The organism is Streptomyces sp. NPDC039609, assembly GCF_055596705.1.
Map to the genome: position 1 here is coordinate 298,489 of NZ_JBVIUJ010000002.1, position 22,103 is coordinate 320,591.

Below are 22,103 nucleotides of genomic sequence, written 5' to 3' on the forward strand. Positions count from 1 at the left end.
TCTCGAGTGTGGAGGGACCTTCGTGACACGCAGGACAGTCCGTATCGCCATGAACGGCGTCACCGGACGCATGGGCTACCGCCAGCACCTCGTCCGTTCGATCCTCGCCCTGCGCGAGCAGGGCGGCCTCGACCTCGGCAACGGCGACACCCTCTGGCCCGAGCCCGTCCTCGTCGGCCGCCGTGAGCACGCCCTCCGCGTACTCGCCGAGCAGCACGGTCTCACCGAGTGGTCCACCGACCTCGACGCCGTCCTCGCCGACGAGTCGGTGGAGATCTACTTCGACGCCCAGGTCACGTCCGCCCGCGTCGAGGCGATCCGCAAGGCCGTCGCCGCCGGCAAGCACATCTACACCGAGAAGCCGACGGCGGGAGACCTTGCCGGCGCCCTGGGACTCGCCAGGCTCGCCACCGAGAAGGGCGTCAAGCACGGCGTCGTCCAGGACAAGATCTTCCTGCCGGGCCTGCTCAAGCTGAAGCGCCTCATCGACGGCGGCTTCTTCGGCGAGATCCTCTCCGTACGCGGGGAGTTCGGCTACTGGGTCTTCGAGGGCGACTGGCAGGACGCCCAGCGCCCCAGCTGGAACTACCGCGCCGAGGACGGCGGCGGCATCGTCGTCGACATGTTCCCGCACTGGGAGTACGTGCTCCACGAGCTCTTCGGCCGGGTCACCAGCGTCTCCGCGCACGTCGCCACGCACATACCGCAGCGCTGGGACGAGCAGGGCAAGCCGTACGCCGCCACCGCCGACGACGCCGCGTACGGCATCTTCCAGCTGGAGGGCGGGGCGATCGCCCAGATCAACTCCTCCTGGGCGGTACGCGTGAACCGCGACGAACTCGTCGAGTTCCAGGTCGACGGCACCCACGGCTCCGCCGTCGCGGGCCTGCGGAACTGCCGCGTCCAGCACCGCTCGGCCACCCCCAAGCCGGTCTGGAACCCAGACATCCCGGCCACCGAACCCTTCCGCGAGCAGTGGCAGGAGGTCCCGGACAACGCCACCTTCGACAACGGCTTCAAGGCCCAGTGGGAGCTCTTCCTGAAGCACGTGGTCCTGGACGAGCCCTACCAGTGGGACCTGCTGGCGGGCGCGCGTGGCGTACAGCTCGCCGAGCTGGGGCTGCGGTCGGCGGCCGAGGGACGGCGCCTGGAAGTCCCGGAGGTCTCGCTGTGATCCGCCTGCCCGACGGGGCCGGTGGCGTACGGGAGTACAGCCCGCGCCCGGCGCGCCCCCCGGCCGCTGTGGGCGGCGCCCTGACCTCCCGTACGGTCTTCTCCGCCGCCCATGTCGTCGCCGACCCGTTCGCCGACACCACTCCCGACTCGCCGGCCGCCGTCGACTGGGACGCCACGCTCGCCTTCCGCCACCACCTCTGGGCGCAGGGCCTCGGCGTCGCGGAGGCCATGGACACCGCGCAGCGAGGGATGGGCCTGGACTGGGCGGGAGCGGCGGAGTTGATCCGTCGCTCGGCGGCGGAGGCGAAGGCGGTGGGGGGCCGCATCGCGTGCGGTGTGGGGACGGACCAACTGACCGGTTCCGTCGATCTGATGACGGTCCGCAAGGCATACGAGGAACAGCTGGCGCTCGTGGAGGAGACCGGCTCCCAGGCCATCCTCATGGCCTCACGGGCCCTCGCCGGGGCGGCCCGGGGCGCGGACGACTACCTCGACACGTACGGCCACCTCCTCCGGCAGGCGAGCGAGCCGGTGATCCTGCACTGGCTGGGGCCGATGTTCGACCCGGCGCTCGACGGCTACTGGGGCGCGGCCGACCTCGACACCGCGACCGACACCTTCCTGGAGGTCATCGCGGCGCACCCCGACAAGGTCGACGGCATCAAGGTCTCCCTCCTCGACGCTCAGCGCGAGATCGACCTGCGCCGCCGCCTGCCGGAGGGCGTCCGCTGCTACACGGGCGACGACTTCAACTACCCCGAGCTGATCGCGGGCGACGACCAGGGCTTCAGCCATGCGCTGCTCGGCATCTTCGACCCGCTGGGCCCGCTGGCGGCGGAGGCGGTACGGATCCTGGACACGGGCGACGTCAAGGGGTTCCGGGAGGTCCTGGACCCGACGGTGGAGCTGTCGCGCCATCTCTTCCGGACCCCGACCCGGTTCTACAAGACGGGGGTCGTCTTCCTGGCCTGGCTGGCCGGCCACCAGGACCACTTCACGATGGTCGGCGGCCTGCAGTCCGCTCGTTCCCTGCCGCACCTGGCACGGGCGTACGAACTGGCGGACGAGCTCGGCCTGTTCCCCGATCCGGAGCTGGCCGAGTCCCGGATGAAGTCCCTGCTGACGGTGTACGGAGTGAGCCAGTGACCGCATGGAGCCCCGAATCGCTCTCGCGCTTCAGCATCAACCAGATGACGGTGAAGCAGCTGTCGCTGCCGGAGCTGGTGGAGCAGTGCGTACGGCTCTCCATCCCGGGCGTGGGCCTGTGGCGGGAGCCGGTCGCGGAGTACGGCCTCGAGGCGGCGGCCAAGCTGGTACGCGACGCGGGCCTGACGGTCACGTCGCTGTGCCGGGGCGGCTTCTTCACGACGGCGGAGTCCCTGGACGACAACCGCGCGGCGATCGACGAGGCGGCGGCGCTGGGCACGGACACCCTGGTCCTCGTCTCGGGCGGCCTCGCCCGGGGCAGCCGCGACCTGACAGCGGCCCGCGCCCGGATCACGGACGCGATCGCCGAACTCGCGCCGTACGCGGGGGAGCGGGGCGTACGCCTGGCGATCGAACCCCTCCACCCGATGTACGCGTCGGACCGCTGCGCGGTCTCCACCCTGGACCAGGCCCTGGAGATCGCGGAACGCTTCCCGTCCTCGCAGGTGGGCGTGGTCGTGGACACGTACCACATCTGGTGGGACGACCGGGCGCCGGCGGCGGTCGCGAGGGCGGGCGCTGCGGACCGCATCCATGCCTTCCAGTTGGCCGACTGGACGACCCCCCTCCCGGCCGGAGTCCTCAACGGCCGGGGTCAACTGGGCGACGGCGCGATCGACCTCCGGGCCTGGTGCGAGCTCGTGGAGGGGGCGGGGTACCGGGGCCCGATCGAGGTGGAGCTCTTCAACGACGAGCTGTGGGCGAGGGACGGCGTGGAGGTCCTGGAGGAGACCGTGGGGAGGTTCTCGGACCACGTCGACCGGCTCGGCTGACCCCAGGGTCCTGATGCCTCAGTCGAGCCAGTCCAGCGGATCCTCCGAACCGGTGTTGCCTTCCAGGAGCGTCGTGAAGGAGACCGGCAGCCCGAGTGCGGCGAGCCGGTCGGCGGACTCGGCCGAGAGCGTCAGCTCCTCGTTCGCCCGCACCGTTCCCGCGATCGAGACCTGGGCGAAGCAGCCGACGGTGGTCAGCGCCTTGATCTCGTCGACGAGCGGCCCGACCTGAGCGGTCAGCGCCGCGATCTGCTCGCCCAGGTCGTCCGAGAACCGCTCGTCGAGGGTGTACGCCCACCAGCCCGGCCCGTGGTGGACGGAGGCGCCGGTCTGCCGCTCCGCGAGCGGGGCGAGCCCGAGGGAGCGGTCGACGGCCGAGGAGTCCAGGCCGCTCCCGGTGAGGGCCAGGGAGGTGGTGATCGAGGTCCACACAGGGGTCACCGTTCGCTTGTGCTGGGGGCGAGGGCCAGGGGAACACCGAGGCGGGCCAGTCGGCGCATCTGCTCGGGGGTGAGGGCGATCTGCGAGTCGTTGTCCACGTATCCCCTGATGGTGAGTGTCACGGAGAGGTCGTTCGCCAGGAGTTCGCGCACCTCATCGGAGTGCGGTTCGACTGCCGTCAGGATGGTGTCGAGCTGTTCCGGGAACACCCTTGTGGAGCGCTCGTCGCATTGGAGTCGCCATTCCCCGTCGACATCTCCTGGTGGTCCCCACCGGCTGGGGCCGGGTGGCCGGGTCCCCGTCGGTTGGAGGTTCAGCTTCTTGGTCACTTCGTCCGGGTCGAGATCGGGTCCCCTGACGACAAGAGACACATCGGTCAGCACCCAAGCCGCGCCCTGCTGATGATCCGCATTCACCGTTCGGTCCGTTCTGGATTGATCATGACTTGTGCAGCGCGAGGCGCGGTCGGGCAGCACTCGAGAAGTGCCATGGGAGGGAATGTCCGGCGATCCACGTGTCTGATTCTTCTGTGGAGAACCCTGATGCCGAGGGAGAGATGGGCGGCGAACAGCGACGACTCGGCGTGGTGGGCGATGCGGTCTCCCTCGCCGCCGTGATTGGTCACGCTGGTGCAGCGGTCAGAGTGGAGTGCGCGTGCACGTCAGCTGTTCCTAGTGATCCAGAACCACCACTGTCGTCTCGGTTCGGTTCGTCGACACGACGACGAGGTCGTCCATGGCTGGGTAAGGCAAATCATCGATAGGCCGAAGCAACAGCGACGTGGAGTATGGCGGCGACTCTCTCCGCCGCCAAGCGATCAGCCGTCATTTGCCCTCTCGGCCTCAGTGCACCTGCGTCCGCGTGTCCCGGCTCATTCCGTCCTGTCATCAGTCTCTGCGATGCGCGAGGCGAATTCCTCCATGTAATCACGGTGTTCCACGTGAATCGCGGATTCTGGAATTTCCCTCAGGGGGGAGAGATCGACACCCTCGAGCTTTCCGCACCCGTCGAGATCGGTCAGCGCGTGCAGGAGGGCTTCCAGCGTCACTCGGGATTCTTCGTGCGCGGCCAGCATGGCGATCAGGTCCCCCACCACTCTGGCCTGCGTTCGGGAGAGGAGGCTCACGAAGTCCTGAACACGGTCGCTCGCCTCTGTACGCACTGGTTCGTCGGCGCTCAGAAGGTCTCGGAGGAAGTCGACGTAGTACTTGCTTTCCATGCGATTCATCTTCCAGAATTAGTGCGGGTACGGCACCGGCAGGTGGCTGGGCCACGGAATGTGGGTGTCGTTGATCGCCGCCTCATTATAGTTTGGGCTGTTCTTGTTTCCGATCTGCGCGTGGTAGAGGTTGCCTGCCTCGTCCTGGAACTGGTGTGAGATCTGGATACGGTAGATGGGGCCGCTGCTGGCATTGGCGCCGGCGTTTGGGCCAAGGTCGGGCCCGTGGACACGCATACGCACGGTCTTACCCGTGACATCGTCCGTCCACTTCCACTTGATGCCGTGCTCGACACCACCCGGGATCGGCTTCCACGGTTCCTGAACAGCGTCCTTCGGGATGATGCTGAGCGGGTCTGCATGCCCACGGAGGTCCCAGCCTCCACCCTCGATCCGGGGCGGACAGGGACCGAGCCCTAGCGGGTCGCTCCACGTGTGTGGGTTGTGGACGTACGTGACCGGGTTGTCGGCCGGGGTCAGGCCCAGGGGGTCCGGGGTGAGGTAGCGGGCCGACTCTGGGTCGTAGTAGCGGAAGAAGTTGTAGTGGAGTTCCGATTCGCGGTCGAAGTACTGGCCCGGGAAGCGGAGCGGCGTGTAAGCCGTGGCGTCGCGGGTCCAGGCGGTCGTGCCCCAGAGTGTGGTGCGGGTGCGCCAGGCCAAGGCGCCGGATTCGTCGATGAGTTCCGTCGGGGTGCCGATCAGGTCCGTGACGATGGCGAAGAAGCGGTCGTCGGTGGAGCCGTGACGGCGTTCCGTCTGAGTCAGGGGGCGCAGGCCGGCGTGGTCCCAGGTGAGGGTCGTGTCCTCTGTCGTCTGCTCGCAGAGGGTCGCCCCGTCCCAAGTGAAGTGAACTGTTTCCAAGGGGGATTGCTTGGATATTCGGCGGCCCAGGGGGTCGTACGCGTACCGCCAGACCGTGCCGTCCGGTGTGGTCACTGCGGTGAGGCGGTCCTCCGCGTCCCACTCGTAGCGCCAGGTGTCGGCCTTTCGGGAAAGCCGGGTCTTCTGGCGCAGGACGATTCGGCCCTGGCCGTCGTGTTCGTATCGCACGGCACCCGCGGTGGCGATCCGAGTGCCCTCGTAGCCGCGTGCGCCCGCCGCCGAGTGGGACGGGTGCGTGGCCGGCCACGAGGCTTTCGTCTGGTTGCCGGCGTCGTCGTAGGCGTACTGCTCCGTCCAGCCCCGCGCATGGACGGCCGTGACGCGACCGCCCGAGTCCAGGTCGAAGCTGCGGGCACCGGAGAGTGCGTCAGTGATACCGATGAGCCCGCCGTCCGCGCGGTAGGTGTACGCCCGGTGCTGCAGGCGATGACCCCCGTCGGCGGTGACTTCCTGATCGGTGAGGCGGCCCATCAGGTCGAACGAGGAGGTGAGGACGGCGAAGTCGGCGATGTGGCGAGTGGTTTCACGGCCTATGACATCGTGAGTGAAGGACAGCATCCGGCCGGAAGACGTCAGTTCCGCACGCCGGCCCGCCACGTCGTACGACCATGTGCTCGTCGAACCACCCGGAGTCGTCCGACCCGTTCTCCGCCCCATGGCATCGTGAGAAAACGAGAGGGTGCGGCCGTTCACGGTCTCCGAGACGAGGCGCCCGTAGCGGTCCCGGAGGCGCCCCAGCGTTGCGTCCGGCCCAGTCGCAGCCGCCAGTTCGTCGAAGATGTCGTACTCGTAGGTGCTGATCACCCCTTCGGCGTCCTTGCGGACGATCCGACCGAGGGTGTCGCGGTCGAACCTGAGCGTCTGGCCCAGACCGTTCGTCCGTGAGTTCAGGCGGCCCGCCGCGTCATGGTCGTAGCTCAGCGTCCGGCTGTCGAAGTCCGTTTCCGTGACCAGTCGGCCAGCCGCGTCATAGGCATAGTCCCACGTCAGGCCCTGCGGGTTGGTCACCCGTGTCAGCTTCAGGTTGATGTCGTGCGTGAACTCGTAGCGGACACCGTCCGGGCCGGTACGGGAGGTCAACAGGTCGAAGTCGGTGTACGTGAAGCGGGTCGTGCCGCCCATCGCGTCCGTGTGGCTGAGGCAGTTGCCCTCGCCGTCATACGTCCATGATTCCACCGTGCCGTCGGATGCCGTACGGCGGGACGGCCGGCCTTCGACTGTCCACTCCATCCGGGTCACCGCGCCGAGTGCGTCCGTGACCTGGGCCGTGCGGCCGAAGGCGTCGTACGCGTAGTGGGTCGTGGCGCCCTGAGGGTCGGTGATCGAGAGGGGGAGCCCGGCGCGGTCCAGGACCACTCGGGTGGTGGCGCCGAGCGGGTCCGTCACCGAGGTGAGCCGGCCCGCCTCGTCGTACGCGAACTCCGTCCGGGCGGCCGACGGGTCGGTGACCGACGTGCGGTTGCCGCGCTCGTCGAAGGTCTGATGTGTGACGTTGCCGTCCGTGCCGACGATGCGTACCGGGAGCCCGAGGTCGTTGTACTCGGCTCGCACCTGCCGTCTGTCGGGGCGTTCCAGCACGCTCGGGCGGCCATGCTCGTCATAGCTGGTGCGGGTGACGTGGCCCAGCGGGTCCGTCCGTGACAACAGGCGGTTATAGCGGTCGTACTCGAAGCGGGTGACCGCGCCCAGTGCGTCGATCTCGGCCACGACCTGGGAGCGGTCGTTGATCAGATGACGCTCGGTGTGCCCCAGCCCGTCGGTGAACGTGGTCACCCGAAGCCCGGTCTTCGGATCCACATCGTCCCAGGTGAACGTGGCTTCGAGATGTCCGTTGGCGCCCGACTGATAGGTGCAGCGGTCCTGGTCGTCGTAGACGTAGTCGTAATGGCTTCCGTTGGTGTCCGTCCACGAGGTGATGCGCCCCTGCTCGTCGCAGTCGAAGCACAGGGGGCGGCCGGAGGAGTTGGTGACCTCAGTGAGGTGGCCGTCGGTATAGCCGTAGCGCAGGATCTCCTGGTCGGATCCGTCCGCCGCCGCTCCCGCAAGGTGGAGGGCCGTCACGCGGCCTTCGCTCGTGGTGAGCTTCAGGTGGTAGCCGCCGTGGTGGACGATCGCAGTCGGGGCGCCCGCCTCGTCGTGTTCGAAGGAGATCCAGCGGCCGTTGCGGTCGTCGATCTGGGCCAGGAGGGCGAGTTCGTCGCTGTGGTCGGCGAAGTGCCAGACCCTGTCGGTGTCGGGGTCGGTGAGCGTGTAGCCGTCCTCGACCCGGTCCAGGGGCCACTGCCGGCCGTGCGTGGGCATGACCGGGACGCCGGGGGCGGGGTGCGGATATGCGAGCAGGCTGCCCTCGTCACAGCTGAAGATCACACCCTGGGAATCGATCTCCAGCCGCTGATCCACCGTCGACGACCACGCCGGGCCGAACCAGCGACCTGAGCGGCGCGAGGAGTCGAAGGTGCGTCGGAAGACGAGCGGCAGTGAGCCGGGCAGGCTGATGTCCGTCTGGGGCAGCAGCATACGGCCCGTCGCAATGTCGATCGGGTCGTTCTTGCACGCCGTCTGGCCGCACGTCTTGCCGTTGCTGTGCGGGTCCTTCTCGTGGTCCCCGCGGCTGCCGTCAGGTTTCTTGCCGTCGGGCAGGTGCTTGGTGCCGTTCAGCCCGGCGCGCAGGCCTCCCCGTATCACCCCGCCACCCTTGGTTCCGAGCACCTCGGGGACCAGCCTGCCGAAGAACTCGGACGGGTCGCCTTTCGCGGCGTCCCAGGCGTTCTTCAGGGCGCGGTCCGGGTTGGCCGCCGTGGACACCAGGCCGGCGAGCGTCATGTTGACGCCCTTGTAGTACTCCGCCGGGTGGGTCAGGTTGTACGGATCGGCCGGGTTGACCGAGCGGACGAAGTTGAGGAGGCCGGCCGTGCCCTTGATGATGCCGCCGCCGAAGTGGGCCAGTTCGATGCCCTGGCCCAGGCCGTAGTCCATCAGCTCCAGCTTGGCCCGCTCGCGGCCCGTCGGCTCCTTGGGCGCGTGTGCCAGCGCGGCGCGCACCGCGGCTTTGGCGGTCTCACCGGCCTCGTTCCGCGCCTTGCGGGCGTCGCTCAGGAACTCCCGCGCGCGTTGCCGCTTGGCCTTTCCCGGATCGGAGAACTCCCCGGGATGGGGCAGCGGACTGTCCCCGGTGCGGGCCGCGTTGTAGGCGTCGACCTTCTTGTTGTACGTGTCGACCGCTGTCTTGGAGTCGTTGTCGCCCTCCTTGTACAGCGCTATCGCCTCACGCGCCTTGCCCTGCGCGCTCACGATCGCCTGGGAGTACGCCTCCAGCGCCTTGGCCGCGTTCTCCATCGCGTCCGAAGCGTGCAGCCAGTCGGTCGGCAGGGTCTGGAACTTCTCCCGGAAGGAGTTGGCCGCCTCGCCCTTCCAGTGTTCGGGATCCAGCTTCTTCATCCCGCCGCCGACCAGGTCGAACGCCTTCTGGAAGTCCCGCAGGTTCTTCACCGTCTCGGCGATCTTCTCCGGCTTGCCGTGGATGAGCTCGTTCGCTTCCTCGGTCTGCCCGAGCTGCTGCTCCCCGACCTCGGCACCGAGGGAGGACGCCGTCTCGTCACCCCAGTCCTCGACCTCTTCGGCAAGGCCGTCGTATCCGTAATGCCGCAGGCCCTCGCCCGCTTTGTCGGTCACATAGTCGACGCCCTCACCGACAAGCTCCTTGCCCTTGTCGATGCCGTCACCGATCTTGTCGATCCCCTTGTCGACCAGACCGCCCCAGTCCACCATCAGCGGTTCTCCCCCCACCGCGGCTGCTCGGCCTGATCGATGGTCGCCTGATCGGGATCGAGCATGTCCTTGAGTTCCTCGTCCATCCCGTCACGCAGCTTCGGGTCCAGCACACCCGAGCGCTCCATCGAGTCGAGCATCGAGTCCTCGACGTCGTACGCGGTGTTCTTCCAGGTCTGCTTCACCTCGCCGTGCGCCTCGGTGAACGACTCGCGGCTCCAGTCGGCGTCGTCCCACATGTGCTGGTCACGGATCGTGTCCCAGCGCATCTGCTTGACCTCGTCCTCGGACAGATGCGGGTTCCCGTTCAGCGAGTTCACCCCGATCTTGAACGAATCCTTGATGTACTGCTCCTGCTCCGCGAACGAGCCCGCCGACAGGCCCACCCCCTGCGCAAAACCGTTTCCGCGCAGAGTCAGAGCACGTACGCCCCACTCCCACCGGTTGCAGAAGGTCTCGAACTCCGACGTCAGACCGCCGTATCCCAACTCAAGACCCGACAAGGCCAGATCGGAGAAACCGCGACCCGTCGACGCCTCCCCGATCATCCCGAGCTCCTTCAGCTCGGTATGCGCCAGATCGATACCGTTAGCGATCTCCACCAGCGCCCAAGTCGGCGCCTCGAGAATCGGTTCCTCGCCGCTCATCGCATCCCCCCGAGATCCACTGCCACCGCATCGGGCACGATGCCCCTGACCGGTGGGAACAACACACCGTCCGCACTGCCCGCGTCCAGTGCCACGCCGCCGGGACCCGGCAGCTTCGGCACCATCTCGTCCAGCAGCCGTTCACCCCGCACCGTTCGGTACCCCCACTCGCGCCCGGCGTCCCCCCGCGCGTGAGCGAAGCGGGCCAGCGCGTGTTCGTCGGAGAACGCGCAGATCCACCGCACACCGCCGTGATCGGCCGTCCACGGGCTGCCGTGCGGGTCGAGCGGTACGAGTACGGCGGCGTGCCGGAATTCGTCGAGCAAGCGTGCAAACTGCCGGCGCCCGCGGGAAACCTCCTCGGCCTCTTCGGGCGCGGCCGGCTGTGCCACCGGGGCGCCGTCAGGCCGCGCAGGTTCGGGCATCGGCCCGGACGGTGGTGGTACCGAGCGTCCGTCAGGCGCCGAGGCACCGGCCAACTCGGCCAGTCGTGAGACCTGCTGAGGCCTCGGTATGTCATCCCCGTTGTCAGTCACGCGCGGAATGCTGCCACGCGCGCGTTCCCACAAGCAACGAAGTGCGGCAGGCGCCGCGTGCCGACCGGCACATGGGGGAGTGGAAGCCGCGATGCCCCGGAGGTGTGTAACCAGGCGTACCGAATTCCACAGCTCCGACCGCACACCTCCACCTGATGTCCGACCCCTTCGCTACCTTCAGGGCATGTCCAACCAGGGTCAGGGCCACGTGCCGAGCCCCCGGCCGAGCCAAGTGCCGGGGCAGGCTCACCGACAGGCCGTCGTCGAAGGGGTGCTCGAGCGGATCACGTATGCCAATGAGGAGAGCGGCTACACCGTCGCCCGCGTCGACACAGGGCGCGGTGCCGGCGATCTCCTCACGGTCGTCGGGGCGTTGCTCGGGGCGCAGCCGGGGGAGTCGTTGCGGATGGAGGGGCGTTGGGGGTCCCATCCGCAGTACGGCAAGCAGTTCACGGTCGAGAACTACACGACCGTCCTGCCCGCCACCATCCAGGGCATACGCCGCTACCTCGGCTCCGGGCTCATCAAGGGCATCGGTCCGGTCTTCGCCGACCGCATCACGCAGCACTTCGGCCTGGACACCCTCGAGATCCTGGAGGGGGCGCCGGCGCGTCTGATCGAGGTGCCCGGCCTGGGTCCCAAGCGCACCAAGAACATCACCGCCGCCTGGGAGGAGCAGAAGGCGATCAAGGAGGTGATGGTCTTCCTCCAGGGAGTCGGTGTCTCCACCTCCATCGCGGTGCGGATCTACAAGAAGTACGGCGACGCCTCGATCTCCGTCGTCCGGAATCAGCCCTACCGGCTGGCCGCCGACGTCTGGGGCATCGGGTTCCTCACCGCCGACAAGATCGCCCAGGCCGTCGGGATTCCGCACGACAGCCCCGACCGGGTCAAGGCGGGGCTGCAGTACGCCCTCTCGCAGTCCACCGACCAGGGGCACTGCTTCCTGCCCGAGGAGCAGCTGATCCGCGAGGCCGTGAAGCTGCTCCAGGTCGACACCGGCCTTGTCATCGAGTGTCTCGCCGAGCTGGCGCAGGACCCCGAGGGGGTGGTGCGGGAGACCGTTCCGGGCCCCGAGGGGCTGCCCGTGACGGCCGTGTATCTGATCCCGTTCCACCGCGCCGAACTCTCCCTCGCCGGGCAGACGAAGCGCCTGCTGCACGCGGCCGAGGACCGGATGCCGGGCTTCCAGGACGTCGTCTGGGACAAGGCCCTGTCCTGGCTCGCCGACCGCACCGGGGCCTCGCTCGCGCCCGAGCAGGAGGAGGCCGTGCGGCTCGCCCTGACCCGTAAGGTCGCCGTGCTCACCGGCGGCCCGGGGTGCGGGAAGTCGTTCACGGTCCGCTCGATCGTGGAGCTGGCCAGGGCGAAGCGCGCCAAGGTCGTCCTGGCGGCCCCGACCGGGCGCGCGGCCAAGCGGCTCGCCGAGCTGACCGGCACCGAGGCGTCGACGGTCCACCGGCTTCTGGAGCTCAAGCCGGGCGGCGACGCGGCCTACGACCGGGACCGGCCGCTCGACGCCGATCTGGTCGTGGTGGACGAGGCGTCCATGCTCGATCTGCTGCTCGCCAACAAGCTCGTGAAGGCGGTGGCACCCGGTGCCCATCTCCTTCTGGTCGGGGATGTGGACCAGCTGCCCTCGGTCGGCGCGGGCGAGGTCCTCGGCGATCTGCTCGCGCCGGACAGCCCGGTGCCGGCCGTCCGATTGACGCGCATCTTCCGCCAGGCGCAGCAGTCGGGGGTGGTCACCAACGCCCACCGCATCAACGAGGGGATCCCGCCCGTCACCACCGGCCTGCCGGACTTCTTCCTGTTCGCGGAGGAGGAGACCGAGGACGCCGCCCGGGTCGCGGTCGAGGTCGCGGCGCGGCGGATTCCCGCCAAGTTCGGTCTCGATCCACGCCGGGACGTTCAGGTGCTCGCGCCCATGCACCGTGGTCCCGCGGGAGCCGGCGCGCTCAACGGGCTGCTCCAGCAGGCCGTCACCCCGGCCCGCCCCGACGTCCCGGAGAAGCGGTTCGGCGGCCGGGTCTTCCGGGTCGGCGACAAGGTCACCCAGATCCGTAACAACTACGAGAAGGGCGCCAACGGCGTCTTCAACGGCACGGTGGGCGTCGTGACCTCGCTCGACGTCGTCGAACAGCGGCTGACCGTTCGGACGGACGAGGACGAGGAGGTGCCGTACGACTTCGACGAACTGGATGAGCTGGCCCATGCGTACGCCGTCACCATCCACCGCTCGCAGGGCAGTGAGTATCCGGCGGTCGTGATCCCCGTCACCACGAGCGCCTGGATGATGCTCCAGCGGAATCTGCTCTACACGGCCGTCACCCGGGCGAAGAAGCTCGTCGTCCTGGTCGGTTCGCGCAAGGCGATCGGCCAGGCCGTCCGTACGGTTTCCGCAGGCAGACGCTTCACCGCTCTGGCCCACCGGCTCTCGGCAGTCGTGTGAAAGAGGACCCCGGACTTCCCCGAACGGGGCGAAGGGGGCAAGATGAGCAGGTTGGCGGCACTGAGTGCCGCCAAATGGCCCAATGGTCGACCCCGAGTGCACTCTCCTGAGCCAAATGGGGGATGGTAGAGACAGTCAGGGCACCTCGAAGAAGAGGCACTACGTCGGTGAGGGATGACGTGAGCGACAACTCTGTAGTACTGCGGTACGCGGACGGTGAATACACCTACCCGGTGGTCGAGAGCACCGTCGGCGACAAGGGCTTCGACATCGGGAAGCTCCGAGCCCAGACCGGTCTGGTCACCCTGGACAGTGGATACGGCAACACAGCCGCCTATAAATCCGCCATCACCTACCTCGACGGCGAGCAGGGCATTCTGCGGTACCGCGGCTACCCCATCGAGCAGCTGGCGGAGCAGTCCACCTTCCTCGAGGTGGCCTCCCTGCTGATCAACGGTGAGCTTCCCAAGGTCGACGAGCTGGCGACCTTCCAGAACGAGATCACCCAGCACACGCTGCTGCACGAGGACGTCAAGCGCTTCTTCCAGGGCTTCCCGCGTGACGCCCACCCGATGGCGATGCTCTCCTCGGTGGTCTCCGCGCTGTCCACCTTCTACCAGGACAGCCACAACCCGTTCGACGAGACGCAGCGTCACCTCTCGACGATCCGGCTGCTCGCCAAGCTGCCGACGATCGCGGCGTACGCCTACAAGAAGTCGATCGGCCACCCCTTCGTCTACCCGCGCAACGACCTCGGGTACGTCGAGAACTTCCTGCGGATGACCTTCTCGGTCCCGGCCCAGGAGTACGAGCTCGACCCGGTCGTGGTCTCGGCGCTCGACAAGCTGCTGATCCTGCACGCGGACCACGAGCAGAACTGTTCGACGTCCACCGTCCGTCTGGTGGGTTCGAGCCAGGCGAACATGTTCGCGTCGATCTCCGCCGGCATCTCGGCCCTGTGGGGCCCCCTGCACGGTGGCGCCAACCAGTCGGTCCTGGAGATGCTCGAGGGCATCAAGGCCAACGGTGGCGATGTCGACTCCTTCATCAACAAGGTGAAGAACAAGGAGGACGGCGTCCGCCTGATGGGCTTCGGCCACCGGGTGTACAAGTCCTTCGACCCGCGAGCCAAGATCATCAAGGCCGCGGCGCACGATGTGCTCTCCGCCCTCGGCAAGTCCGACGAGCTGCTGGACATCGCGCTCAAGCTGGAGGAGCACGCGCTCTCCGACGACTACTTCGTCTCGCGCAACCTCTACCCGAACGTGGACTTCTACACGGGCCTCATCTACCGCGCGATGGGCTTCCCGACCGAGATGTTCACCGTGCTCTTCGCGCTCGGCCGTCTGCCGGGCTGGATCGCCCAGTGGCACGAGATGATCAAGGAGCCGGGTTCCCGCATCGGCCGCCCGCGCCAGATCTACACCGGCGAGGTCCTGCGCGACTTCGTCCCGGTCGAGAGCCGCTGACGCCGTAGTGGCTTGAGGCCGTAGCGGCCCCCGAGGCCGCGCACAGGCTTGCCGCCGTGGGCGTGGGCGTGGGCGTCCGCCTCCGCCGCACGGCGCGCCGAACGAAAAGCGCCCCGCTGCCGATCCCCCCACGGGTCGGCGAGCGGGGCGCTTTCCATATCCCCGGTGCGGATTCCCCCCACGGGATCCGGGCCGGGCGTCTGCCGGGTTCAGCAGAAGCTAGGCGGGTCTACGCGGTCTGCCGGGGTACGTACGTACGGGAGGGCCGCTCAAAGCTCCCCGGTGCACGTGCCCCGGCCAACGCTTGCCTGGAACGTCCCCCAAGACATCCCATGAACGTCCCCCAAGACGTTCTTGGCATCGCCCACTTAGACTCGCGAACGGCCCGAATGGTTACCCCTAAATATCTGTGATCTAGGTCTCTTTGTGAAGGTCCTGTGCGTCACGTGTAGGTGAATTCACGTGAACCTCCGAAGTCGCAGGCTGTTTGTCACGACAAATACGGACGAAAAGGCCATGGACAAACCCGCGATCATGGGGTTGAGCAGTCCGAGGGCGGCGAGCGGCAGAGCGGCGCAGTTGTAGCCGAAGGCCCAACCCAGGTTCCCCTTGATCGTCGCCAGGGTCCGGCGGGACAACCGGATGGCGTCCGCCGCCACGCGCAGGTCGCCGCGGACCAGCGTCAGGTCGCTCGCCTCGATGGCCGCGTCCGTGCCTGTGCCCATCGCCAGGCCCAGGTCGGCGGTGGCGAGTGCCGCCGCGTCGTTGACGCCGTCGCCGACCATCGCGACCGTCCGGCCCTCGGCCTGGAGGCGCCGGATCACATCGACCTTCTCCTGCGGGAGCACCTCGGCGAAGACCTGGTCCGCGCCGATGCCGACATCGGCGGCGACCGTCTCCGCGACGGCCCGCCCGTCGCCGGTCAGCAGGACCGGTGTCAGGCCGAGGGCACGCAGCCGGGCGACGGCCTCCACGCTGGTCTCCTTGACCGCGTCGGCGACCGTGACGGCTCCGCGGGCGCGGCCGTCCCAGGCGACCTGGACGGCGCCGGGCTCCGGCACCCCGGGTACGTCGATGCCTTCGGCCTCGAGCAGTGCCGCGCGGCCGACCAGGACCTGGTGGCCGTCGACCGTGCCCCGCACACCGAGGCCGGGCACGTTCTCGAAGGCGGTCGGTACGGGCAGTCCGGCCACGGAGTGCCCGAGCCTCTCGGCGGCGCCGGCGGCGACCGCCTGGGCGACGGGGTGCTCCGAGGCGTGTTCCAGGGCACCCGCGAGGCGCAGCAGTTCGGCCTCGTCCTCACCCTCGTACGCGTACGCCTTCTGGAGCCGCATCCGGCCGGTGGTGACGGTCCCCGTCTTGTCGAGGACCACGGTGTCGACGCGACGGGTGGACTCCAGGACCTCGGGGCCCTTGATGAGGATGCCGAGCTGCGCGCCGCGGCCGGTGCCGACCATGAGCGCGGTCGGGGTGGCGAGACCGAGGGCGCAGGGGCAGGCGATGATCAGTACGGCGACGGCCGCGGTGAACGCGGCTGTGGTGTCCTGAACGACGAAGAGCCAGGTCAGCAGGGTGCCGAGGGCGATGAAGAGGACGATCGGCACGAAGGCGGCGGAGACCTTGTCGGCGAGACGCTGGACCTCGGCCTTGCCGTTCTGGGCGTCCTCGACGAGCTTCGCCATGCGGGCGAGCTGGGTGTCCGCGCCGACCCGGGTCGCCTCGACGACCAGCCGGCCGGAGGTGTTCACGCATCCCCCGCTCACCGGATCGCCGGCCGTGACGTCGACCGGGACGGACTCGCCGGTGAGCATGGAGGCGTCGACGGCGGAGGCGCCCTCGGTCACGGTGCCGTCGGTGGCGATCTTCTCCCCGGGCCGTACGACGAACAGCTCGCCGACCCTGAGGGCGGCCACCGGAATCCGTACCTCCGAGCCTCCTCGCAGCACCGCCACGTCCTTGGCGCCCAGCTCCAGCAGGGCGTGGAGCGCGGCGCCGGCCTTCCGCTTGGCCCGGGCCTCCAGATAGCGGCCGAGCAGGATGAAGGTGATGACGCCGGCCGCCACCTCCAGATAGATGCTGGAGGAGGCGTCGGCGCGGTCGACGGTCAGGTCGAAGCCGTGGCGCATACCGGTCATGCCGGCGTCGCCGAGGAACAGGGCCCACAGCGACCAGCCGAAGGCCGCCAGGGTGCCGATCGAGACGAGGGTGTCCATGGTCGCGGTGCCGTGCCGCAGATTCGTCCAGGTGGCGCGGTGGAAGGGCAGGCCGCCCCAGACGACGGCGGGCGCGGCGAGGGTCAGGGACAGCCACTGCCAGTTGTCGAACTGGAGGGCCGGGGCCATGGCGAGCAGGACGACGGGCGCGGAGAGGAGGGCGGAGACGGTCAGCCGCTGACGGAGCGAGCCGAGCTCCGGGTCCTCGTCCCGCTCGGCCTTCGACGACTCCGTGTCCGTGCCCGTCCCCGGCGTCGGTACGGGCTCGGGCGGCGGGGGTTCCTCGGCGGTGTACCCCGTCCTGACGACCGTGGCGATCAGGTCGGCGACGTCGACCTCGGGCGGGTGCTCGATCCGCGCCTTCTCCGTCGCGTAGTTGACGGTCGCGGTGACGCCGTCCATGCGGTTGAGCTTCTTCTCGACGCGGGCCGCGCAGGAGGCGCAGGTCATCCCGCCGATGGTCAGCTCGGTGGTGAGGGGGGAGGCGGGACTGGAGGTCATGTGCCGTTCCAAAAGGGAGCAGGGCCGTACCGTCGTAACGGTACGGCCCTGCCGTGTTATGCCGTGGCGTGGCTCGGGTGCCGGCCTTCGGGTGTTCAGGCCTGGCCGACGAGCTCGTAGCCGGCCTCGTCGACGGCGGCGCGGACGGCGGCCTCGTCGAGCGGGGCCGCGGAGACCACGGTGACCTGGCCGGTGGCGGCCACGGCCTTGACGGAGGAGACGCCGGCGATCTCGGAGATCTCACTGGAGACCGCGCCCTCGCAGTGCCCGCAGGTCATTCCCTTGACCTGGTAGACGGTGGTGAGTTCGGTCGTCGTCTCGGCGGTCATGACGGTCTCCTCTTCGAGGGTGGTACTGGTTCAGGCTCGTACTGAAGCACAGACTATACCCCTAGGGGGTATGAAATCCACTCCCGCCCCGCCCGTGCCGCGCGAGCTGGGCGGTCGGGCGGGCCCAGCATGGTAGATACCCGGCATGTCGCAATCGGGGACCACGCTGATCCTGATCATGGCGATCGCCGTTCTGGCGCCGCTGCTGGCCTACGGAGTGGGGCGCCGCCTTCCCGTACCGCTCGTCATCTTCGAGATCCTGCTCGGCATCCTCATCGGCCCCGACGTACTCGGCTGGGCGCACACGGACGCCCTGATCGACGGTCTCTCGGAGCTCGGCCTCGCGATGCTGATCTTCCTCGCGGGGTACGAGATCGAGTTCGGCAAGGTTCGCGGTGACACCCTGCGGCGCTCGGTGTGGGCGTGGGTGATCGCCCTGGCGCTCGGGCTCGGGGCCGGGATGCTGCTGGGCGGCGGATTCCACGAGGGCGTCTTCATCGGGGTGGCGCTCACCAGCACGGCACTCGGCACCGTCCTGCCGGTCCTGCGGGACGCGGGCGAACTGCACGGCCGGTTCGGCTCGGTGGTGATGGCCTTCGGCGCGGTGGGGGAGTTCGGGCCGATCATCGCGATGGCGTTGCTCCTGAGCGGACGGAGCCCGGGGCAGTCGACGGCGGTGCTCGCGGTCTTCGCGGCGCTCACGGCGGGGGCCGTCTTCTGGGCACTGCGGCCGAGGCCGCCCTGGTTCTCCCAGGTCGTCGCCAAGACCCTGCACACCAGTGGTCAGTTCGCGGTGCGCTTCGTCTTCCTGCTGCTCGCCGTGATGCTGGGGGCCTCGCAGGCCCTCGGTCTCGACGTGCTCCTCGGTGCCTTCGCCGCCGGTCTGATCACCCGGCTCGTCCTGGCCGGCGCCGCCCCGGAGTCGGGTCCGGCCGTCCTGGAGAAGGTCGAGGCGGTCGGCTTCGGGTTCCTTGTGCCGGTCTTCTTCGTCGTCACCGGTATCGAGTTCGACCTGGACTCGCTGCTCGACGGCGGGCGGACGCTGCTGCTCCTGCCGGTCTTCCTGCTGCTCTTCCTGGTGGTGCGCGGCGGGCCCGTCCTGCTCCTGGCCCCGCGCGACCTCGGTCGCGCGGACCGCGGCGCGCTGGTGCTCTACAGCTCGACGGCCCTGCCGCTCGTCGTCGCGATCACGACCATCGGCCTCGACGACAAGGCGCTGTCGGCCGGCGAGGCGGCCGCGCTCGTGGGCGCCGGGATGGTGTCCGTCCTCGTCTTCCCGCTCCTCGCTCTGAGGCTCAGGTCGCGGGCGGGAGGGAAGGCGCCGTCGAGGGAGTCGATCACGGAGTCGGAGTCGTGGTGAGGGCGCTGCAGGCGGCGGCCGGGGAGCCCCCGATGAGCGGGCCGAGATAGCCCAGGAGGAGCGTCTTCAGCTCGGCGATCGCCGCGTCCCGCTCGGGCCCTTCGGCGGCGGCGAGGATCAGGGTGAGGCCGCCCTTGACGACCGAGAAGGTCATCTCGGCCTTGAGGGTGCGGTCCTCGGGGGTGTGGTCCGGCAGGTGGTGGTCGAACAGGCTCTGGACCGAGGTCAGGAGCGAGGCGTGCAGGGCGTCGTGCTCCTCGGCGATCCGGCCGGGGATCTCGGAGCCGTGCATCAGGGCGAGGAAGACCGGGTTCTTGCAGTTGAACTCGATCATCGGGTCGAGCACGGCGTCCATGAGCTCGGGCAGTGGGAGGGCGAGGTTGGCCGGGGTGAACGCCTGTCCGTGCATCTCGCGCATCTGGTGCAGCAGGCGCCCGCCGAGCTCGACGGCGATCGCCTCCTTGTTCGGGAAGTACTGGTAGAGCGTTCCGGGGGAGACGCTGGCCTCTCGGGCGATCGCGTTGGTGCTGGCGGCCGTGTAGCCGTTGCTGCAGAAGACGTTCGCCGCCGCCTGGAGCAGCTGCGCGATGCGGCGCTCGCCGCGGGCCTGTCGCCGGCGCGGCTTCTGTTCGGCCGAACTCTCGGGCGTCTCCTCGGACATGACTGTCCCCAGCTCTCTCAGCATGTTTGACAAACACGAGTGGTCGCTCGCATTCTTGTGAAACGCGAGCGATGACTCGTGTTTGCCAGTCTATGGCAACGGGCGACCCATGCGACCTGCCGGGAAGCGAGCGCGTGGGTCATGGTGAAGGGGACACCGCGTCATGGCCGAAGTCAAGAATTCAGCGCCCGCCCGGGGCGGGGGGTGGACCCGGTTCGTGACGGCCAGGCCGCGCCTGTCCCTGCTGGTCGCGCTGGTGATCACCGCGCTCTCCGTTCTCGCGGGCAGCGGTGTCGCCGACCGGATGGGGAGCGGCGGCTTCCAGGACCCGGACGCCGAGTCCACGTATGCGACACAGGTCCTGGAGCGGGAGTTCCCCGCCTCCCAGCCCAATCTGCTCCTGCTCGTGAGCGCGCGGGAGGGCGGGGTCGACGATCCCGCCGTGGCCGCCGAGGCCCGGCGTCTCGCCCAGCGACTCGACGCCGAGCGGGGGGTCGGTGGTATCGGTTCCTACTGGGGGACCGGCTCACCGGCTCTGCGCTCCGAGGACGGCCGGCAAGCGGTGATCGTCGCCAGGGTCGAAGGCGACGAGAAGGAGGCCGGCGAGATCCTGGAGCGGATCGCCCCCGACTACCGTGGCGCGCACGGACCGGTCGAGGTCTCCGTCGGCGGTCAGCTGGCCGTGCAGCACGAGATGCAGACGGTCATCGAGGAGGACCTGCTGCGCGCCGAGCTGATCGCCCTGCCGGTGACGCTCGTCCTGCTCGTCATGGTCTTCGGCAGCGCGGTCGCGGCCATGCTGCCGCTGGGCATCGGCATCGTGGCCATCCTGGGAACGAACGCGGTGCTGCGCGGCCTCACCGAACTCACCGACGTCTCGGTCTTCGCGCAGAATCTGACGACGGCCCTCGGACTCGGACTCGCCATCGACTACGCCTTGTTCGTGGTCCGCAGGTTCCGTGAGGAGCTCGGCCGCGGGGCCGACACCCGGACCGCCGTCGGTATCACCCTGCGGACGGCCGGGCGGACGGTGCTCTTCTCCGCCTTGACCGTGGCGGCATCGCTCGCCGCGATGCTGGTCTTCCCGCAGTACTTCCTGCGCTCCTTCGCCTACGCGGGCATCGCGGTCGTGCTGCTCGCCGCGGCAGCCGCGCTGATCCTGCTGCCCGCCGCGCTGATGCTGCTCGGGGAGCGGGTCAACGCGCTCGACCTGCGACGCCTGTTCAAGCGCCGTCGCCGGGCCGCCGAAGGCGCGCCGGAGGCGGCGGGGGCGGATGCCGCGGAGTCGGGTGCCAGGGAGCCGGGGGCCGGCTGGGCGCGGACGGCGACTCTGGTGATGCGGCGCGCGCCGGTCTTCGCCGTCGTCACCACTGCGGGTCTCGTGCTGCTCGGACTTCCCTTCCTCGGCGCGAAGTTCGGCACGGTCGACGACCGGCAGCTCCCGACCACCGCCGAGTCCAGGGTCGTCCAGGACGAGCTGCGCGACGGCTTCCCCGGCAGCCCGGGCGGCGGGCTCACGGTCCTCGCCGAGGGCGGCGCCACCCCGGCCGAGTACGCCGACTACCGCGAGCGGATCGCGGCCATGGACGGGATCGTGCGAGTGGACGGCCCCGTGACCTCGGGCACCGAAGCCGGAGCCCATGCGTACTTCACGGTGCTTCCGGAGGGCGAGGGCGTCGGCGACAAGGCCCAGCGTGTGGTGGGCGAACTGCGAGCCGAGCCTGCCCCGTTCGACACATCCGTCACCGGAGCCGCCGCCGTCCTCGTCGACTCCAAGGACGCCATAGGCGACCGGCTTCCGTGGGCGGGGGCGATCATCGTGGTCGTCACCCTGCTCCTGGTCTTCCTGCTGACCGGCAGTGTGCTGATCCCGATCCAGGCCGTCGTCCTCAACGGGCTCAGCCTGACCGCGATGTTCGGCGCGGTCGTCTGGGTCTTCCAGGAAGGCCATCTCTCCGGGTTCCTCGGCTTCACCCCGACCGGCGACATCGAGACGACCCTGCCGGTGCTGATGTTCTGCGTCGCCTTCGGACTCTCGATGGACTACGGAGTGTTCCTGATATCCCGGATCAAGGAGGAGTACGACCGGACGGGCGACCACGACCACGCGGTCCGGTTCGGCCTGCGCCACACGGGCGGCCTGATCACCGCCGCCGCCGTGATCCTGGCCGTCGTCATGGTGGCCATCGGCACCTCCCGGGTGACCAACACCAAGATGCTGGGCCTCGGCGTCGCGCTCGCCGTGCTGGTGGACGCGATGGTGGTGCGCAGCCTGCTCGTCCCCTCCGTGATGAAGCTGACCGGGCGGCTGACCTGGTGGGCGCCGGGCCCGCTGCGCCGATTCCACGACCGGTTCGGCATCAGCGAGGGCGGCGCGGAGACGGCACCGGAGCGGGCGGGGGCGGCGCAGGCGGAGGCGTCGGAAGGGGTGCGCCGGGACGCCCGGGACAAGGAGTCTGTCGGCAGCTAG

16 protein-coding genes are annotated in these 22,103 nt (G+C 69.2%); 7 read left to right on the top strand and 9 right to left on the bottom strand.

Annotation, left to right across the window (positions count from 1 at the left end; genetic code table 11):
* The first annotated feature begins 22 nt into the window (after positions 1 to 22).
* From ACZ561_RS06835 to ACZ561_RS06845, 3 genes are read left to right on the top strand one after another with little or no spacing between them, the layout of a single operon-like run.
* Positions 23 to 1,174, top strand: a complete 1,152-nt coding sequence (locus tag ACZ561_RS06835) for a Gfo/Idh/MocA family protein (RefSeq protein ID WP_470990533.1) — start codon at positions 23 to 25, stop codon at positions 1,172 to 1,174.
* Entirely contained in the window at positions 1,171 to 2,322 is a 1,152-nt protein-coding gene (locus ACZ561_RS06840; protein WP_470990535.1) for a dihydrodipicolinate synthase family protein, read from the top strand. The genes ACZ561_RS06835 and ACZ561_RS06840 overlap by 4 nt, the downstream gene beginning before the upstream one ends.
* A gap of 44 nt (positions 2,323 to 2,366) precedes the next feature.
* The gene (locus ACZ561_RS06845) at positions 2,367 to 3,155 is read left to right on the top strand and encodes a sugar phosphate isomerase/epimerase family protein (protein WP_470991304.1); all 789 of its coding nucleotides are present in this window, start codon (positions 2,367 to 2,369) and stop codon (positions 3,153 to 3,155) included.
* Positions 3,156 to 3,173: 18 nt separating this feature from the next.
* Here the strand turns inward: ACZ561_RS06845 and ACZ561_RS06850 are convergent, their stop codons facing one another.
* The 6 genes from ACZ561_RS06850 to ACZ561_RS06875 form a co-directional block, all read right to left on the bottom strand.
* Positions 3,174 to 3,596 (bottom strand): DUF4279 domain-containing protein, encoded by a 423-nt coding sequence (locus tag ACZ561_RS06850; protein ID WP_470990537.1) that lies wholly within the window; start codon positions 3,594 to 3,596, stop codon positions 3,174 to 3,176.
* Positions 3,593 to 4,072, bottom strand: coding sequence for a DUF4279 domain-containing protein (locus ACZ561_RS06855; RefSeq protein ID WP_470990539.1), 480 nt, complete (start codon positions 4,070 to 4,072; stop codon positions 3,593 to 3,595). The genes ACZ561_RS06850 and ACZ561_RS06855 overlap by 4 nt, the downstream gene beginning before the upstream one ends.
* 395 nt (positions 4,073 to 4,467) lie before the next feature.
* Entirely contained in the window at positions 4,468 to 4,815 is a 348-nt protein-coding gene (locus ACZ561_RS06860) for a hypothetical protein (protein WP_470990541.1), read from the bottom strand.
* Positions 4,816 to 4,833: 18 nt separating this feature from the next.
* Positions 4,834 to 9,465 carry a putative T7SS-secreted protein gene (locus ACZ561_RS06865; RefSeq protein ID WP_470990543.1) on the bottom strand — a complete coding sequence of 1,544 codons (4,632 nt, stop codon included), beginning with the start codon at positions 9,463 to 9,465 and terminating at the stop codon, positions 4,834 to 4,836.
* A complete protein-coding gene (locus ACZ561_RS06870; protein ID WP_470990545.1) occupies positions 9,465 to 10,112 on the bottom strand; it encodes a hypothetical protein in 648 nt (215 codons plus the stop codon). Before ACZ561_RS06870 ends, ACZ561_RS06865 begins: the two co-directional genes overlap by 1 nt.
* Positions 10,109 to 10,648, bottom strand: a complete 540-nt coding sequence (locus tag ACZ561_RS06875) for an SseB family protein (RefSeq protein WP_470991306.1) — start codon at positions 10,646 to 10,648, stop codon at positions 10,109 to 10,111. Before ACZ561_RS06875 ends, ACZ561_RS06870 begins: the two co-directional genes overlap by 4 nt.
* Before the next feature lie 184 nt (positions 10,649 to 10,832).
* Here ACZ561_RS06875 and recD2 point away from each other — a divergent pair, with 184 nt between their 5' ends.
* Both recD2 and ACZ561_RS06885 read left to right on the top strand, forming a co-directional pair.
* Positions 10,833 to 13,100, top strand: coding sequence for an SF1B family DNA helicase RecD2 (gene recD2, locus ACZ561_RS06880; RefSeq protein ID WP_470990547.1), 2,268 nt, complete (start codon positions 10,833 to 10,835; stop codon positions 13,098 to 13,100).
* A 179-nt stretch (positions 13,101 to 13,279) separates the two neighbouring features.
* Positions 13,280 to 14,569, top strand: a complete 1,290-nt coding sequence (locus ACZ561_RS06885) for a citrate synthase (protein ID WP_376436109.1) — start codon at positions 13,280 to 13,282, stop codon at positions 14,567 to 14,569.
* 458 nt (positions 14,570 to 15,027) lie between these two features.
* On the opposite strand, the gene ACZ561_RS06890 is transcribed toward ACZ561_RS06885, so the two are convergent.
* Together ACZ561_RS06890 and ACZ561_RS06895 are read right to left on the bottom strand one after the other, a co-directional pair.
* Complete coding sequence (locus ACZ561_RS06890) at positions 15,028 to 17,283, bottom strand: heavy metal translocating P-type ATPase (RefSeq protein ID WP_470990549.1); 2,256 nt, start codon at positions 17,281 to 17,283, stop codon at positions 15,028 to 15,030.
* A gap of 95 nt (positions 17,284 to 17,378) precedes the next feature.
* Complete coding sequence (locus ACZ561_RS06895; RefSeq protein ID WP_470990551.1) at positions 17,379 to 17,612, bottom strand: heavy-metal-associated domain-containing protein; 234 nt, start codon at positions 17,610 to 17,612, stop codon at positions 17,379 to 17,381.
* A 145-nt stretch (positions 17,613 to 17,757) separates the two neighbouring features.
* Here ACZ561_RS06895 and ACZ561_RS06900 point away from each other — a divergent pair, with 145 nt between their 5' ends.
* Positions 17,758 to 18,972, top strand: coding sequence for a cation:proton antiporter (locus ACZ561_RS06900; RefSeq protein ID WP_470990553.1), 1,215 nt, complete (start codon positions 17,758 to 17,760; stop codon positions 18,970 to 18,972).
* Here the strand turns inward: ACZ561_RS06900 and ACZ561_RS06905 are convergent.
* Positions 18,950 to 19,633 (bottom strand): TetR/AcrR family transcriptional regulator, encoded by a 684-nt coding sequence (locus ACZ561_RS06905; protein WP_470990556.1) that lies wholly within the window; start codon positions 19,631 to 19,633, stop codon positions 18,950 to 18,952. The genes ACZ561_RS06900 and ACZ561_RS06905 overlap by 23 nt on opposite strands.
* A gap of 163 nt (positions 19,634 to 19,796) precedes the next feature.
* On the opposite strand from ACZ561_RS06905, the gene ACZ561_RS06910 reads away from it, so the two are divergent.
* Positions 19,797 to 22,103 (top strand): MMPL family transporter, encoded by a 2,307-nt coding sequence (locus tag ACZ561_RS06910; protein ID WP_470990558.1) that lies wholly within the window; start codon positions 19,797 to 19,799, stop codon positions 22,101 to 22,103.